At 70.1% G+C, this 13,884-nt stretch carries 11 protein-coding genes, 1 pseudogene and 1 riboswitch; of the genes and pseudogenes, 5 read left to right on the top strand and 7 right to left on the bottom strand.

Annotated elements, in window-relative coordinates; all coding sequences use genetic code 11:
• Positions 1-3: 3 nt before the first annotated feature.
• The gene (locus WJM95_RS34870; protein ID WP_339136034.1) at positions 4-483 is read right to left on the bottom strand and encodes a nucleoside deaminase; all 480 of its coding nucleotides are present in this window, start codon (positions 481-483) and stop codon (positions 4-6) included.
• 132 nt (positions 484-615) lie between these two features.
• A complete protein-coding gene (locus tag WJM95_RS34875) occupies positions 616-1,452 on the bottom strand; it encodes an LLM class flavin-dependent oxidoreductase (protein WP_339135112.1) in 837 nt (278 codons plus the stop codon).
• Between the two features lie 193 nt (positions 1,453-1,645).
• Positions 1,646-1,756, top strand: a riboswitch (SAM riboswitch).
• Between the two features lie 219 nt (positions 1,757-1,975).
• Between WJM95_RS34875 and WJM95_RS34880 the strand changes: the two genes are divergently transcribed.
• The 4 genes from WJM95_RS34880 to WJM95_RS34895 are packed head-to-tail and all read left to right on the top strand — an operon-like array spanning position 1,976 to position 7,375.
• Entirely contained in the window at positions 1,976-3,610 is a 1,635-nt protein-coding gene (locus tag WJM95_RS34880; RefSeq protein WP_339135114.1) for an ABC transporter substrate-binding protein, read from the top strand.
• Positions 3,607-4,683: an ABC transporter permease gene (locus tag WJM95_RS34885; RefSeq protein WP_339135117.1), complete on the top strand. Its 1,077-nt coding sequence runs from the start codon at positions 3,607-3,609 to the stop codon at positions 4,681-4,683. Before WJM95_RS34880 ends, WJM95_RS34885 begins: the two co-directional genes overlap by 4 nt.
• Before the next feature lie 3 nt (positions 4,684-4,686).
• Positions 4,687-5,658, top strand: coding sequence for an ABC transporter permease (locus tag WJM95_RS34890; protein ID WP_339135119.1), 972 nt, complete (start codon positions 4,687-4,689; stop codon positions 5,656-5,658).
• Entirely contained in the window at positions 5,651-7,375 is a 1,725-nt protein-coding gene (locus WJM95_RS34895) for an ABC transporter ATP-binding protein (protein WP_339135120.1), read from the top strand. The genes WJM95_RS34890 and WJM95_RS34895 overlap by 8 nt, the downstream gene beginning before the upstream one ends.
• Positions 7,376-7,524: 149 nt before the next feature.
• On the opposite strand, the gene WJM95_RS34900 is transcribed toward WJM95_RS34895, so the two are convergent.
• Both WJM95_RS34900 and WJM95_RS34905 read right to left on the bottom strand, forming a co-directional pair.
• Positions 7,525-7,662: a hypothetical protein gene (locus WJM95_RS34900; RefSeq protein ID WP_339135122.1), complete on the bottom strand. Its 138-nt coding sequence runs from the start codon at positions 7,660-7,662 to the stop codon at positions 7,525-7,527.
• Positions 7,663-8,262: 600 nt separating this feature from the next.
• The gene (locus WJM95_RS34905; RefSeq protein WP_339135124.1) at positions 8,263-8,460 is read right to left on the bottom strand and encodes a hypothetical protein; all 198 of its coding nucleotides are present in this window, start codon (positions 8,458-8,460) and stop codon (positions 8,263-8,265) included.
• A gap of 685 nt (positions 8,461-9,145) precedes the next feature.
• Between WJM95_RS34905 and WJM95_RS34910 the strand changes: the two genes are divergently transcribed.
• On the top strand, positions 9,146-10,144 hold the full coding sequence (locus tag WJM95_RS34910; protein WP_339135126.1) for a YdcF family protein: 999 nt from the start codon (positions 9,146-9,148) through the stop codon (positions 10,142-10,144).
• A 32-nt stretch (positions 10,145-10,176) separates the two neighbouring features.
• Here the strand turns inward: WJM95_RS34910 and WJM95_RS34915 are convergent.
• From WJM95_RS34915 to WJM95_RS34925, 3 genes and pseudogenes are all read right to left on the bottom strand, one after another.
• Positions 10,177-10,275, bottom strand: a pseudogene (locus WJM95_RS34915) (IS5/IS1182 family transposase); the annotation flags it as partial.
• Positions 10,276-10,859: 584 nt separating this feature from the next.
• A complete protein-coding gene (locus WJM95_RS34920) occupies positions 10,860-11,996 on the bottom strand; it encodes a Fic family protein (RefSeq protein ID WP_339135128.1) in 1,137 nt (378 codons plus the stop codon).
• Between the two features lie 756 nt (positions 11,997-12,752).
• Positions 12,753-13,805 (bottom strand): Lrp/AsnC family transcriptional regulator, encoded by a 1,053-nt coding sequence (locus WJM95_RS34925; protein WP_339135130.1) that lies wholly within the window; start codon positions 13,803-13,805, stop codon positions 12,753-12,755.
• Positions 13,806-13,884: the final 79 nt, after the last annotated feature.

Genomic DNA, 13,884 nt, shown 5'->3' on the forward strand with positions numbered 1-13,884 from the left:
CCGTCAGCCGGCCGCGTCGATGCGGGCCCGGAAGCGCAGGTTCAACTCCTTGACCTGCTGGGCCAGTTCCGGGACCGGGCCGGCGGTCTCCAGGCCGGGGACGACGTCCCGGATGGACAACGGGCTCAGGGGCGAGGTGATGGGCACGCCCCACTCGGCCTTCCAGTCCCGGGCCTGCTGGGACGAGCTCGCGTACACGATGCGGCCCAGCCCGACCCAGCCGTGCGCGGCCGCGCACATCGGGCAGTGCTCTCCCGAGGTGTACACGGTCGCCGTGGCCCGTTCCTCGGGGCTCAGGTTGGTCGCGGCCCAGCGGGCGAGTTCGAACTCGGGGTGCCGGGTCGGGTCCCCGGTGCTGGACTCGCGGTTGCGGTCCTCGGCCAGGACCTTGCCGTCCGCGTCGGTCAGCAGCGAGCCGAACGGCCAGTCACCGGCGTCGACGGCCTCGGCCGCGAGGTCCAGGCAGCGGCGGAGATGGACCAGGTCGGCCGCGCTGACGGCGGAGGACCGGCCGGTGTCACCGGCGTCGGGGCTGTCGCCGTGGTGAGTGTCGTGGGTGTTGGGGGCCACCGTGGCTCCGTCTCTGTGGGCGTGGGCGTGGGCGTGGGGTGTGGGCTATGCCAGGTGGGCGGCCACGGTGGCCAGCGCCTGCCACGCCACCTCGGGCCTGAGGGTCTCGTCCGGGTCGCCGTTGTAGGGGTCGAGGACCACCGTGCCGGCACCGGCGAGGCGCAACTGCTCGATGTCGTCGAGGACCTGCTCGATGGTGCCCTCGCCGGCCCGGCGGTCCGGATGGTCGACCGGCTTCGGCGTGAGCCGGAGAACGATGCGCGGCGCCAGATCGGGCGCGGGCTGCCCGAGTTCGGCGGCGATGCCCTTCAGGCGGTCCACCGCGTCACGGAACCACGGCATGGTGAACCGGAGCGGGTGCCACGGCAGGCCGAGGCGGGCCGCCCGGCGCAGTCCCGCGTCGCTGTTGCCGCCGATCCAGATGGGGATCTGCCCGCTCCGGTAGTCCGCCTCGTCCGCCCACGCGGTGCGCAGGGTCTCCAGCAGTTCGTCGGTGAGCGCGCCACGCCGCTCGAAGGGAACGCCGAGCGCGTCGAATTCCTCCCTGGCCCAGCCGACACCGACCCCGAGGATCAGCCGGCCGCCGGAAAGCTGGTCCAGGTTGGCGGCCATTCGCGCGACGAGCAGGGGATGCCGGTAGGGCGCGATGAGAACCGTGGTGCCCAGCTTTACCCGGGTCGTTAAACCGGCCAGCCAGGAGAGCGTCGTAAAAGGATCGTAGAACGGGGCGGGATACTGTTTCGCGACATCCGATGTGATGGCCACGTGGTCGGAGACCATCAAGAGGTCGAAACCGAGGCCTTCCACCGTCCTGGCCCAACGGGAAAGGGTTTCCGGGTCGGTGCCGGGTCCGAAATTGGGGACGTTGACGCCTATCTGCATGGCTGAACCCTAGCAACCGCTCACCATGGGTGGTCAGTTGGTTCTCACGCTTTTCCGGCCGCAGTTTACGCTTCTCTTCTGAAGGTCCGGTCCCGCGCAATATGATTGCAATGTGACGGCCCATCAGATTGCAATCATATCGCTTGCCGCGCGCCCTTGACGCCGGGGGAACCGGGAATCTACGGTGAGCGCGAGCTACGAGTTCCGGTGATCAAGCCCTGGCTGGCCGGACGGCAACCCTCGACGCAGTGGGGTGCCCCAGGTGAAGGCTCGGCGGATCTTTCCTGTTCTGCAAGTGCGTTCCCATCGGTCCGAGGGCCGACGACATTCCCGGGAGGACAGCGTGCCAACGGCCCTTGTGCTGTGCTCCCGGCGCCACGTCGATCTGCTGCTGGTCTGCAGCTGTCTCTGTCACGGCTGACCGGCACCCACACTCCACCTCCTTCACACGACAGCGCGCTCGGCATGCCCTGCCTGCCGAAGCCCCTTCGTGCACCCCACCATGCGGAAGCAGAGACCAGCCATGGCACAGCACGACACCACCAGACCCGTCCGGACCCTCGGCGCGATATCGCTCGGCACGGCGTTCCTGGTGGCCCTGACCGGCTGCACGAGCAGCAAGGGCTCCACCGGCTCCGCGGAAGCGGGGATCACCGTCGGCACCACGGACCAGGTCACCGCCCTGGACCCCGCGGGCTCCTGGGACGCGGGTTCCGGCACCATCGAGAGCGAGGTCTACGCGACCCTGCTCAGCGTGAGGAACGGCGCCACGGAGGTCTCCCCGGACCTGGCCACCGGGATCGAGCTGACCGGCCCCAAGGAGTACACGGTCACGCTGAAGAAGGGCCTGAAGTTCGCCAACGGCCACGAACTGACGTCGTCCGACGTGAAGTTCAGCTTCGACCGCACCCTTAAGATCGCCGACGAGAACGGTCCCTCGTCCCTCCTGTACGACCTCGACTCCGTCGCCGCCCCGGCGCCGACCACCATCGTCTTCACCCTCAAGTCGGCCAACGACACGCTGTTCCCGCAGGTGCTGTCCACCGCCGCCGGCTACATCGTCGACGAACAGGTCTTCCCCGCGGACAAGATCCTCGACGACAAGTCGATCGTCGCGGGCAAACCGTGGAACGGCCCGTACGGCGTGCGCAGTTACGACAAGAACTCGTTGGTCTCCTTCACCGCCAACAGCGCCTACGGCGGCGGTCTGGGCGCCGCAAAGACCAAGAACATCCAGTTGAAGTACTACACCGACGCGAGCAACCTCAAGCTCGACGTCCAGCAGGGCACCGTCGACGCCGTCTACCGCACGCTCACCACCGCCGACCTCGACGACCTCTCCAAGAAGAAGGACATCAAGGTCCACACCGGCTCGGGCAACGGCATCCGCTACATCGTCTTCGACTTCCGGACCCAGCCGTACGGCACCAAGACCAAGAAGCCCGACAAGGCCAAGGCGCTGGCCGTACGCAAGGCCGTCGCCGACTCCGTGGACCGGGCCCAACTCGCGCAGCAGGTCTACAAGAACAGCTACCAGCCGCTGTACAGCTCCGTGCCCGACGGACTCACCGGCGCCACCGCCTCCTTCAAGTCGCTCTACGGTGACAAGAAGGGCGGCCCCGACCAGGCGGCCGCCGCCGCGCGCCTGAAGGCGGCGAAGGTGGCCACCCCGGTCACCCTCAGCCTCCAGTACAACAGCGACCACTACGGTTCCTCCTCGGCCGACGAGTACGCGCTGGTCAAGTCCCAGCTCGAGGCCACCGGACTGTTCAAGGTGAACCTCCAGTCCACCGAGTGGACCCAGTACGGCAAGGACCGCGTCAAGCACCTGTACCCGCTCTACCAACTGGGCTGGTATGCCGACTACCTGGACGCCGACAACTACCTCTCGCCCTTCTACTCGGCCAACAGCTGGGTCGCCAACGACTACTCCGACCCCGCCGTCCGTGAGCTGATCAAGAAGGAGGAGACGGAGACCGACACCGCCAGGCGCGCCGAACTGCTCAAGCAGGCACAGGACAAGGCCGCCGCCTCGGTGCCCCTGCTGCCGCTGCTCCAGGGCTCCACCGCGATCGTGACCCGCACCGACGTCAGCGGTGTGCCCGACGAGCTGAGCAGCGCGTACCAGTTCCGCTGGGCCGGGCTCGCGAAGAAGTGAGCACCCTGACCCAGGACGTCCCCGCCGCCGCCCCGGCAGGCGGCGCCGCGGGGTACGGACTCACCCGCTATCTGGTGGTCCGCTTCCTCCTCATCATCCCCACCGTGCTCGTCCTCGTCAGCCTGGTCTTCTTCCTGATGCGCGCCACCGGAGACCCGATCAGCGCCGCCTTCGGCGACCGGCTCACCCCGGACCAGCTCCAGGCCAAACTGCACCAGGCGGCCTACGACCGGCCGCTGCTCACCCAGTACCTCGACTACCTCAGGTCCCTGACCACTGGCGACTTCGGTCACACCGTCACCGACAACCAGCCGGTGACCCACGTCCTGGGCACCTACGGCGCCGCCACCGCCGAACTCGCCATCAACGCACTCGTCGTGGCCCTCGTCGTCGGCGTCCCCCTCGGCCTGGTGGCGGCCGCGCACCGGGATCGCGCGCCCGACGCGGCGCTGCGGCTGTTCGCCGTCCTCACCTACGCCACCCCCGTGTTCTTCGTGGGACTGCTGCTGAAACTGGTCTTCGCGATCCGGCTCGGCTGGCTCCCCGCGTCCGGCCGGGCCAGCACCGACGTCCAGCTCTTCCTCCAGGACCAGTCCAGCACGACAGGGCTCTACCTCATCGACGCCCTGAGGAGCGGCGACGGGGCGGCCGTCGTCGATGTCCTCAAGCACGCGGTCCTGCCCGCCGTGGCGCTGGGTCTGCTCGTCGCCGGCATCATCCTGCGACTGGTCCGCACCAACCTGATCGGCACCCTTTCCGCCGACTACGTGGAGGCCGCCAGGTCCCGGGGCGTGTCGCCCCTCCGTCTGATCACCCGGCACGCGGCCCGGCCCGCCCTGATCCCCGTCGTCACCGTCCTCGGACTCCAGGTCGCCGGACTGCTCGGCGGAGCGGTGCTCACCGAGACCACCTTCGAGTGGAAGGGACTCGGCTACGAACTCGCCCACTACCTGACGGTGCGTGACTTCCCGGCCGTGCAGGGCATCGTGGCCCTGTTCGCCGTCGTCGTGGCGGTGACGAACTTCCTCGTCGACATCCTCGCGGCCCTCATCGATCCCCGAGTGAGGTACTGAGCCGTGGCACAGCTTCTCCTCCGCCGCCGGACACCCCTGCCGCAGCGCCTGCGCATGCGGCTGCGGACCGGCGGCGCAGTGCAGCGCGCCATGCTGCTCACCGGCGCGGTCCTCACGGCGCTCTTCCTCCTCGCGGCGCTCCTCGGCCCGCTGCTCGCCCCGCACGGCTACGCCCAACTCCAGAACGAGTCGGGTCTGTTCGGATCACAGCAGCACCCGAGCGGAGCCCATCCGCTGGGCACCACCATCGCCGGGTACGACGTCCTGTCCCGCACGGTGTGGGGAGCCAGGACCGCGCTGGAGATCATCCTCGCGGCGCTGCTGCTGTCGGTGGTGCCCGGCACGGTCCTGGGCCTGGTCTCCGGATACCTCGGCGGCAGACTGGACCGGTCGCTGGTCGGGCTGGCCGACGCGCTCTACGCGTTCCCGCCGCTGCTGCTCGCCATCGTCATGTCGATCGTGATCAGCGGAGGCCGGTCGAGTCTCGCCGGCGGTCTCGGCGCGGCGGCCTGCTCGGTGGCCGTGGCCTTCGTCCCGCAGTACTTCCGTGTCGTACGGGCCGAGGTGATCCGGGTGAAGGCGGAGCCCTTCGTGGACGCGGCCCGCGTGATCGGCACCGGAACCCGGCGGATCATGTTCCGGCACGTGCTGCGCAACGCGGTCCGCACCCTCCCGCTGATCTTCACGATCAACGCCTCCGAGGCCATCCTCACCCTCGCCGGACTCGGCTTCCTCGGCTTCGGCATCGAGCCCAACTCGGCGGCCGAATGGGGATACGACCTCAACCGCTCGGTCGCCGACGTCACCTCGGGGCTGTGGTGGACCGCGATCCCGCCCGGCCTGGCCATCGTGCTCACCGTGCTCGGCACCACCCTCCTCGGCGAGAGCCTCACCGATCTGGCCGACCCCCGGCTCCGGCGGCGGGCCGCGGCGGCGGCACCCACGACGACGGACAAGGGCACGGACGATGACTGACCTGCTGCGCATCGAGGACCTGCGGGTCACCTTCGCCACCGACACCGGCCCGGCTCCCGCCGTGAAGGGAGTGAACCTGGCCCTCGCTCCGGGAGAGACACTGGCCCTGGTCGGCGAGAGCGGCAGCGGCAAGACCGTGACCGCCAGATCGGTCCTCGGCCTGCTGCCCGCCACCGCGACGACCCGCGGCCGGGTGCTGCTCGGCGACGGCACCGCCGAACCGTCCGAGGACGTACTCACCGCGTCCCCGGCCCGTCTGCGCCAACTGCGCGGCACCCACGCCGCGATGGTGTTCCAGGAGCCGTCCACGGCCCTGAACCCGGTCTTCACCATCGGCTGGCAGCTCACCGAGGGCCTGCGGGCCCACGGACACGGCGGCAACAGGGCCGAACGCCGCGCCCTGGCCGTCGACTGGCTCGACAAGGTCGGCATCCCCGACCCCGCCACCCGCGTGGACCACTACCCGCACCAACTGTCCGGCGGCCAGAAGCAACGGGCCGTTATCGCCATGGCCCTCGCCCTCGGCACCCGGCTCATCGTGGCCGACGAGCCCACGACCGCACTGGACGTCACCGTCCAGGCGGAAATCCTGGAACTCCTGCACCGCTGCCGTGCCGACTTCGGTACTGCGGTGCTCCTCATCACCCACAACATGGGCGTGGTCGCCGACATGGCGGACCGCGTGGTGGTGATGCGTGCGGGCGAGGTGGTCGAACAGGCGCCGGTCCGCGCGCTGTTCGCGACGCCCGGTCACGCGTACACCCGGGAACTGCTGGCCGCCGTACCGGTCTTCGGCCGGCACGGCGGCCGCGCACCGGCCCCCGCCGCGAGGACCGGGCCGCCGGTCGTGCGGGCCGCCGAACTCGTTGTGGAGCACCCGGGACGGCTCGGGAGGAAGGGCTTCAGGGCGGTCGACGGAGTGAGTTTCGAGATCGGACCCGGTGACGTGCTCGGGCTGGTGGGGGAGAGCGGCAGCGGCAAGACCACCATCGGCCGGGCGGTCGCCGGTCTGACGGCCGTGACCGGCGGCGAGCTCGAGACGTTCGGCGAGCCCGTGACGACCCGACGCCGCACACGCGGCCGGCCCGGCCATATCGGCTATGTGTTCCAGGACCCCGCTGCCAGCTTCAACCCGCTGCTGACCGTCGCCGACAGCGTCGCCGAACCCCTGGCCGTCCACCGGCGCGAACTGACGGCCGCGGCGATCCGTGCCGAGGCGGAGGCGCTGCTGGAGTCGGTGCACCTGCCGCGCGCCTACGCGGACCGCTACCCCCACGAGCTCAGCGGCGGCCAGCGCCAGCGTGCCGCCCTGGCCCGTGCACTCGCCCTGCGCCCCCGCCTCGTCATCGCGGACGAGCCCACCTCCGCCCTCGACGTGTCCGTCCAGGCGAAGGTGCTCGCCCTGTTCGCCGAACTCCAGCGGGAATTGGGCTTCGCGGCGCTGTTCATCAGCCATGATCTCGCGGTCGTCGAGCAGGTCGCCGACCGTGTCGTGGTCCTGCACCGCGGCCGGGTCGCCGCTTCGGGTTCGACGGCCGAGGTACTGGGCAGTCCGCAGGATGAGTACACCCGGGGACTCGTCGCCTCGCTGCCCGTCCCCGACCCGGTCCGGCAGTCCCGTCGGCGGGATCCGATCCCCGGTGTCCCTGAGGAACGGGATGCCCTCCCTTCCCACGCTGCGGTGGACACCCTCGACGAAGGAGCGGCAAGGACTTGACCGCTTTACGCCGCGCACGCCGTGGGGCCGACGTGTTCGCCCGGTGGACCTCCGGCCTGCTGGCGGTCGGCTCCCTGCTGTCCGGATGCCCGCTGCCCGAGCCGGACGCACTCGTGCGCCGGCCGCCGACCGCCGCGGCGAAGACCGTGTCACTCGCTGCGCCAGGACTCCAGGCGCTGTGCGACGGTGCGCAGATCGGCTTCCTGTCCGCGGATGGCCCGGGCGAGTTCGTACAGGTCATCGTCCTTGGGCTGGAGGGGCTGGAGGGGCTGGCCGGAGAGATGCATGTACTGACTGGCCCAGGCCCAGCCGATGACCAGGTTGTAGTCGGTGAACGGCTCAGCAGCAGTGCGGTGTGCAGGAAGGTCGCGGCCCGGGCGGCAACCTCCTCGTAGTACAGGACACCGCGCTTCCGTTCGAACGTGTGCCGGGTCGGCCATGTGCCCCAGGCTGCCCCAGTCCGAGAGGGGCACGTTCGGCGGGGAGATCGCCGACTGGATCAGGACTCAGCCGACATCGACGCGGATGATCGGGCTCATCGCTGTCCCGCGGGGAAGCGGGCCTCGACGCCGGGCAGCACCCGGGCGGCTTCGGCGACCGCACCCTCCACGAAGGCGGCCGGTCGGCTTCTTCAACTGTCACGTCGTGGACGTGCTGCTTCAGGCTCCGGCCCGCCAGAGCCGCCCGGTCGTGCAGCCGAGCCATCTCGTCCTCGCTGAATTCCACATTGAGTGCAGGCTTGAACCCAAGGTACCCAGCTTGGTACCGGACGCAGTCCCAAACTGCACGGCCGAGATATGAGGTACCGCTTAGCGACCCTGGGCAGTGGCGGCATCCACGCGGCATGCCAGCGGCGGTTCGCTCCTCCTGCGGACGACCGTTGCGGCTCAGCCTTTACCGATCGTCTGGAGGGCTTCGTCCCAGATGTCGCCGCCGTCAGCCCAGGTCCACAGCCAATGACGCAGTGAGGGCGCCGCGTAACGCAGGCCGTCGCGGGGTGGCTGTCCCCGGGCGGCGTCCCAGCCGTCGGCGTCGTAGAGCAGTACCGGGTGGTCGAGGGCTGTCAGCGAGACGTACCACTCCATCGTGCAGCCGCCGCCTGTGAGGGAGAACCACGACCCGGGCGGCGCCCAGCCGGGGCGCCGGTCGTGGACGGTCAGCGCGCAGTGCCAGTCCTGCAGATCTCCGGGTGGCCTGCGGCGCTGTCAGCACAACAAAGCCGATCGCGGCGGCCGCTTGCTGCTGCTCCCTTCGACGGGCACCGCGAACCGCCCGTTGACGGCCGCGCCTCGTCTGGCCGGCGAAGACGCCGCTCCTACTGCCCGGCCGGTCCGGCACGGCCGCGGAGCAGCTCCACCCCCAGAGCGGTAGCTGCTCCCTGGCCCGGTCGAACCGTTCCTGGAGCGTGGGCTCGCGAAAGAGACTGACCAGCTCTCCGGCTTGGGGCGGCGAGGTCGCCGCGCCGGGCGAGGTGGTCGGCCACGGAGGCACAGGCACGCCCCACCAGCGCACTGTCCACCGCCTGGTCCAGGGTGCGGCTCAGCGCGGCACTGAGGCATCTGACCCAGGCGACGGGCGTACGCCGGTCCCGGCTGATCGCGTCGTCGCCCGCCTGCGTAGGGCGCGCCCGGACGGGTCTGCGAGGATGTCCGGCGGCCGTCCGCACCGGGCCCCGCAGCGCTGTACGGGGCCGGGAATGCGCAGGCGGCGACAGGTGGACGGGGACCGGGCCCGGCGGCCCGGCGGGCGGGAGAGCGGAGTGTGGGGGACGTGCCGCAGTACCCGGAGTACGTTGCCGCGGCGGTGTTCGCCGTGGGCGGCGTCGTCCATGCCGTGCTGGCGCCGCACCGGTTCTCCACCGCTGTCCTGTTCTGCCTCGCGGTGACATCGGCCGGACTCGGGGTGGCCGCCCGCGGTGCGGAGACCCACCCCACCGTCGTGACCGTGCTCGCCGTCGCCGCCCTGCTCATGACCCTCGCGCTGGGCCTGCTCCTGCTGGCCGACGGCATCCTCCTGGTCCGGCGCTACGGACCGCAGCCGTCCCTGCTGGCCACCTGCGCCGCCGGCTGCGCGCTGCTGGCGGTGCTCGGCCTCGACGCGGTCGTCCAGAGGGTCGGGGGCGCGGTGGCGGGTGCCCTGATGGTGGCGGTGAACGCGGCCGCCGGATACCTCAGCCTGCTCTTCCTCGCCTTCACCGTCTACGTGTTCGTCCGGGGCCGCAGCACCCCGCCGCCGGGCACCACCCATGTCGTCGTCCTGGGCGCCGGACTCAATGGCGACCGGCCCGGTCCGCTGCTGCGCCGAAGGCTGGAGCGGGCCCTGGCGGTCGACGCCGCCGGCGCACCGGACGCGGATGGTGTGGTGTTCGTCGTCTCGGGCGGCCAGGGCGGCGACGAGGTGCGCTCCGAGGCGGACGCGATGGCCGACTACCTGCGCGCACGCGGGGTGGCCGCCGACCGGATCGTGCGGGAGGACCGCTCCGTGAACACCGGGCAGAACCTCCGCTTCAGCGCGGCTCTCATGGACCGCACCGCTTCCGGGCACCGTGCCACGGTGGTCACCAGCGGCTTCCACGTCTACCGCACGGCCCTGCTGGCCCGTCAGGCCGGCGTCCTGGTCCACGTCGTGGGCGCGCCGACCTCTCCCGCGTACTGGCTCTCCGCGACCCTGCGTGAGTTCGCCGCCGTCCTGTGGCTGGACCGGCTGCCCCTGATCGGGCTCAGCCTGCTGCTGGCGGTGCCCGTGGCGACAGCGGTCTTCCAGCGCTGAAGCAACACCGCCTCATCATCGATGTTGGCCACCCCGCCGCCCTGTGGACGCACGCGTGCCGACGGCAGCAACGGCTTCGCAATCTCCCACAATCCGTCCGGCACGACCCATCCCCACCGTCCACTCCCCATGCCCTGACAACGGCCAACTGACCATGTAGGAGACGGTGTTAGACGGTGTCCTATGTGGTGGGCTTGTCCGGGCGACGCCGGTGTTCCGGCCCGTCCACGCCCGCTTTCGTCAACCGAGGGACGGAACGGACCGCTCATCAGGGTGATTTGGCGGCTTAATCGTCTGCGGCTCGGCGCAGGCCGCCATGACACTCGCCGCGTGACTGCCCCTTATGCTCCCGACCCGGCACCGACAGGCCAAGGCCTGGGCGGATTCGCACTACGGCGCTGGGTCCTCGCTCCGCGAACGACTTGGCGGGCCCGGCGTATTGCCGCCGACTTCGGGCCGGGTATGGATGTGCGGACAGCCTGGTCGATGGCCCGACTCCAACTCCACCCGGATGAACTGCCCTGGGCAAAGGCGCACCTGGACGCCGAACCCCGCTCTTGAACACTTGTGAAGTGTGAGCCCTTCCAGCGGGCCGCGCTCCCGCAGTCCCTCTGCCGAGCCCGAAAACGCCGCCGGGAAATACGGCAGGGCGCCACAGCTGTAACTGCGGACGCCGCCATGCCGAGGGGCCTGTATGCGTGCCTCGCGAGGTTGGTCAGGCTCGGTAAGGGTTGGTGAGTGTCATGGGGGTGTGGGCGATATCGAGGGCGGTGTGGGGGTATTGGGGGCCGGCGGTGTAGTAGCGGGCGCGGGTGCGGCCGACGGGTTGGAGGATGTGGGCGGCGGTGAGGTCGCGCAGGTCGCGTTGGGCCTGTTGGAGGCTGAGTGATTCGGCGTGCTGGTAGCGGGCGCGGCGGACGCGTCCTGCCATGGCGACGTCGTGGAGGGCGGTGACGGTGCGTTCGTCGAGGCGGGCGGTTTCGGCGAAGTCGGCGAGGGCGGTCCAGGCGCGGCCGGAGCGGTTGAGGCGGCCTTGGACGGTCTGCGCCTGCTGGTGGTAGGCGGTCAGGTTGAAGCGGATCCAGCTGGAGACGTTCTGGTCGGGCTGGTAGTGGGGGCCGCGGTCGTTGAGTTCGCGGTAGTACTCCCAGGTGTTGCCGGGGCGTCCCAGCCAGCTTTCGATCGAGGAGAACTCGGGGGCGAGGACGCCCTCCCTGGCGATCATGAGGGTTTGCAGGGAGCGGGACATGCGGCCGTTGCCGTCGGCCCAGGGGTGGATGGAGACGAGGTGCAGGTGGGCCATCGCGGCCCGGATGAGGGGGTGGTTGCCGTCTTCGGTGTTGAGCCAGTCGGTGAGTTCCTGCGTCAGGTCGGCCAGGAGTGTGTGGTCGGGGGCGGTGTAGGCGGCGATGCTGGGATCGCGGGCGTCGGTGACGTAGACCGGGCCTTTGCGCCATTGGCCGGCGGGCCGGCGGGGCTGGTGCCGGTGGCCCTGCAGCATCCAGTGCAGGCTGTTGAGTAGTCCTTTGCTGTAGGTGAAGTCCTCGACGTCGTGCAAGGTCTGGATGTAGGTCATCATCCGCTGGTAGGCGAGGGTTTCCTCCTTGTTCTCCTCGGAGACGTCGACCTCGCTCTCGCCCTCCATGAGGTCTTCGACGTCGATGGTGGCGACCTTGAAGCCCTCGATGGAGTTGGAGGCCGCCACTGCGTCTGCAGTGAGGAATTTCCGCAGCCCGGACGTCCATTTGGTGGGGGAGTCGTGCACCTGGTGGCGCAGAGAGGCGCGCATGCTCTCGATCTCGTCGAGGACGTGGCGGTCGGTTGCGGTGAGGTCTGGGGTCGGGAAAAGCATGCACCAATGATAGAATGACGTAATCATAGCGTCAATCTGGCGGCCGTCGGAGTCGGTTACGTTGCAGTGCACCCGCGTGTCCCAGGGGTGCGATGTAACAGGGCGGGGCCTGGCCTGCGCGGCGGGCGCGAGGCCGAACAGCGGAATCGCTGTTCCAGGGAGGGGTGGTTGGTGTACGGAATCCTTCCTGACCTGCTTGTGAGATGAGCCAACGCGAGTGAGGGGAAGTCCGGGCTGGTTGAACTGGTGTTTCGTGGCCTGGCCGGGGTGTGCGGCGGTCTGACCGGGGCGTGTGGCTGCTGTAATGGGCTGGCGCGTGTTGGGCTGGTGAGCAGTGTTTTGGCTGTTCGGTCGGCGGGTCTTTTTCTGGTTCCGGCCGGGCCCATGCCCTCGGCCCGCCCTCCGACCGACACAGGGCCAACGACCCTGACACTGCCCCGCCGAACGGCGAACGCCCCAGGTTCAGTGCCGCCATGCACGCCTACTGATACTGGCGTTGCGCGAGGCCTTGCACCGCTGCCCATGAGGCCCTGCAAGAAAGGTGCTCTGGCCGCAATCAGCGGAGCCAGTCCCTCCAGTGCTGCTGAGATCGTTGCGGGGTCGGAAGCGGCTGGACGACCGGACAATTCGCGCACATGATCACGATCTATGGCCGGAGCAGGAGGTTCCGCGGTCTCGTGAGCCATTCCGCGTGACCATGTGCACCGTCCGGACGAACCCTGGTGATCGTGAGCAGTGGTTGCGTCCGGCCCGTTGTCAGTTGTAACTCTTCGACGCGGCGTTCACCCGGCCCTGGCCACCTGGTATCGGCTGGACTGGCGCGGGGGTGCGTTTGGCGGCGCGGCTGACGATGGCCGTCTCGACGTGGGTGATGCCCAGGCCGGCCAGGTCGCGGGAGAGGAAGTCGTAGAGGGCTGTCAGGTCCGGGAAGTACGCGGCCGCGTGCAGGTTCGAGGGTCCCGACGTCGCGAACGCGCCGTGCACCGCGGGGTGGTCGGCCAGCGCCTGTCCGGCGGCGGCCAGGTGGTCGGGGGCCACGTGCAGCAGGAGCTTGGCCTCGATGGGCAGCCCGAGGCGGCGCGGATCGACCAGGACCTGGGTGATCAGGCGTCCCTGGGCGGCCAGTTGGGAGAGGCGGCGGCGCACCGTGCTCTCCGGGTGTTCGATGTGTGCGGCCAGGGCCGCCGCGGTCAGGCGCGCGTCGTGTGTCAGGGCGTCGATGAGGGACTGTTCCAGGGCATCGGTGTCGACGCCGTAGGGGCCCGGAGGACCGGAAGCGCTCGCCCCAGGGGCCGGCTCGGCCAGGGTCAGCGCGGCGCGTTCGGGCGCGGTCAGCACCTGGTGGCGCCACTCGGAGGTGAGGCGGAAGACGTGCAGGATCGTGGCGCTCTCCAGGGACGTCACCGCCTGGGTGGAGGGCAGTTGGCGGAAGACCAGCGGGTCGCGTGAACCCGGCTCGGTGCGGGCGACCGCGAAGATCTCGTCACCCGAGGTGGTGACGTCGATGAACGGGATGTCCTCGCGTGCCGCGAGCGCGGCCACGATCGTGTCGAGTTTTCCCCGCAGGACTCGGATGCGCAGGAACAGGGCCCCGGCCGAGCCGCCGTTGCGCGGTCGCGCGACCGGTGAGATCACCACGCGCACGGTACCGTCGGCGCCGAGCGCGTGCAGCCGGCGGCGCACGGTGGCAGGGCTGAGCCCCAGCACCTGGGCCGCCCGCTCCGCGGCGAGGCGGCCGTCGCACTGCAACGCGGCCACCAGCCGCTGGTCCAGGAGGCTCAGTACGGAATCCGCCGATACGCGCGCCATGAAGGCAACCTTCGCTCATTCCGCCGGGAACGCGACACCCCCCTCGGGGATCGCACCCCAAGAATGGATGTCATCCACC

Source organism: Streptomyces sp. f51 (assembly GCF_037940415.1).
GTDB lineage: Bacteria > Actinomycetota > Actinomycetes > Streptomycetales > Streptomycetaceae > Streptomyces.

What these genes read in the sequence shown, in the direction of transcription:
- WJM95_RS34875 (WP_339135112.1), bottom strand. Translation starts at nt 1,452, where the DNA reads ATGCAGATAGGCGTCAACGTCCCCAATTTCGGACCCGGCACCGACCCG.
- WJM95_RS34880 (WP_339135114.1), top strand. Translation starts at nt 1,976, where the DNA reads ATGGCACAGCACGACACCACCAGACCCGTCCGGACCCTCGGCGCGATA.
- WJM95_RS34895 (WP_339135120.1), top strand. Translation starts at nt 5,651, where the DNA reads ATGACTGACCTGCTGCGCATCGAGGACCTGCGGGTCACCTTCGCCACC.
- WJM95_RS34900 (WP_339135122.1), bottom strand. Translation starts at nt 7,662, where the DNA reads ATGCATCTCTCCGGCCAGCCCCTCCAGCCCCTCCAGCCCAAGGACGAT.
- WJM95_RS34905 (WP_339135124.1), bottom strand. Translation starts at nt 8,460, where the DNA reads ATGGAGTGGTACGTCTCGCTGACAGCCCTCGACCACCCGGTACTGCTC.
- WJM95_RS34920 (WP_339135128.1), bottom strand. Translation starts at nt 11,996, where the DNA reads ATGCTTTTCCCGACCCCAGACCTCACCGCAACCGACCGCCACGTCCTC.
- WJM95_RS34925 (WP_339135130.1), bottom strand. Translation starts at nt 13,805, where the DNA reads ATGGCGCGCGTATCGGCGGATTCCGTACTGAGCCTCCTGGACCAGCGG.